This is a genomic window from Paraburkholderia sp. SIMBA_030 (genome assembly GCF_046535245.1).
Taxonomy (GTDB): domain Bacteria; phylum Pseudomonadota; class Gammaproteobacteria; order Burkholderiales; family Burkholderiaceae; genus Paraburkholderia.
Genome location: NZ_JAWRXB010001534.1, coordinates 1 through 239 on the forward strand (window position 1 = coordinate 1; position 239 = coordinate 239).

Consider the following 239-nt stretch of genomic DNA (forward strand, 5'->3'; position numbering starts at 1 on the left):
CGATGCCGCGTACGATGGGCGCATAGCCGCGCTGGCTCTCCGGCAGCATGTCCTCGTCGGTGCCGAGCTGGAAGCCCATGAAGGGCACCGAGTCGAACACCTCGGAGGACGTGGTGGCCGCGCCGACGGTCAGTTCCGAGCCGATGCTCGGGAACACGCGCTTGGCGTAATTGTAGACCGACTCAATCTGCATGTCGGCGCTGCTCGAGGATTTGTTCACCGAAGTGAAGTTGCGGATG

The 239-nt window shown here is 63.2% G+C and carries 1 protein-coding gene; it reads right to left on the reverse strand.

The window, feature by feature from the left end:
* A partial coding sequence (locus tag SB772_RS45155) for a fimbria/pilus outer membrane usher protein (protein ID WP_410839168.1) occupies positions 1 to 239 on the reverse strand: 239 nt, incomplete at both ends.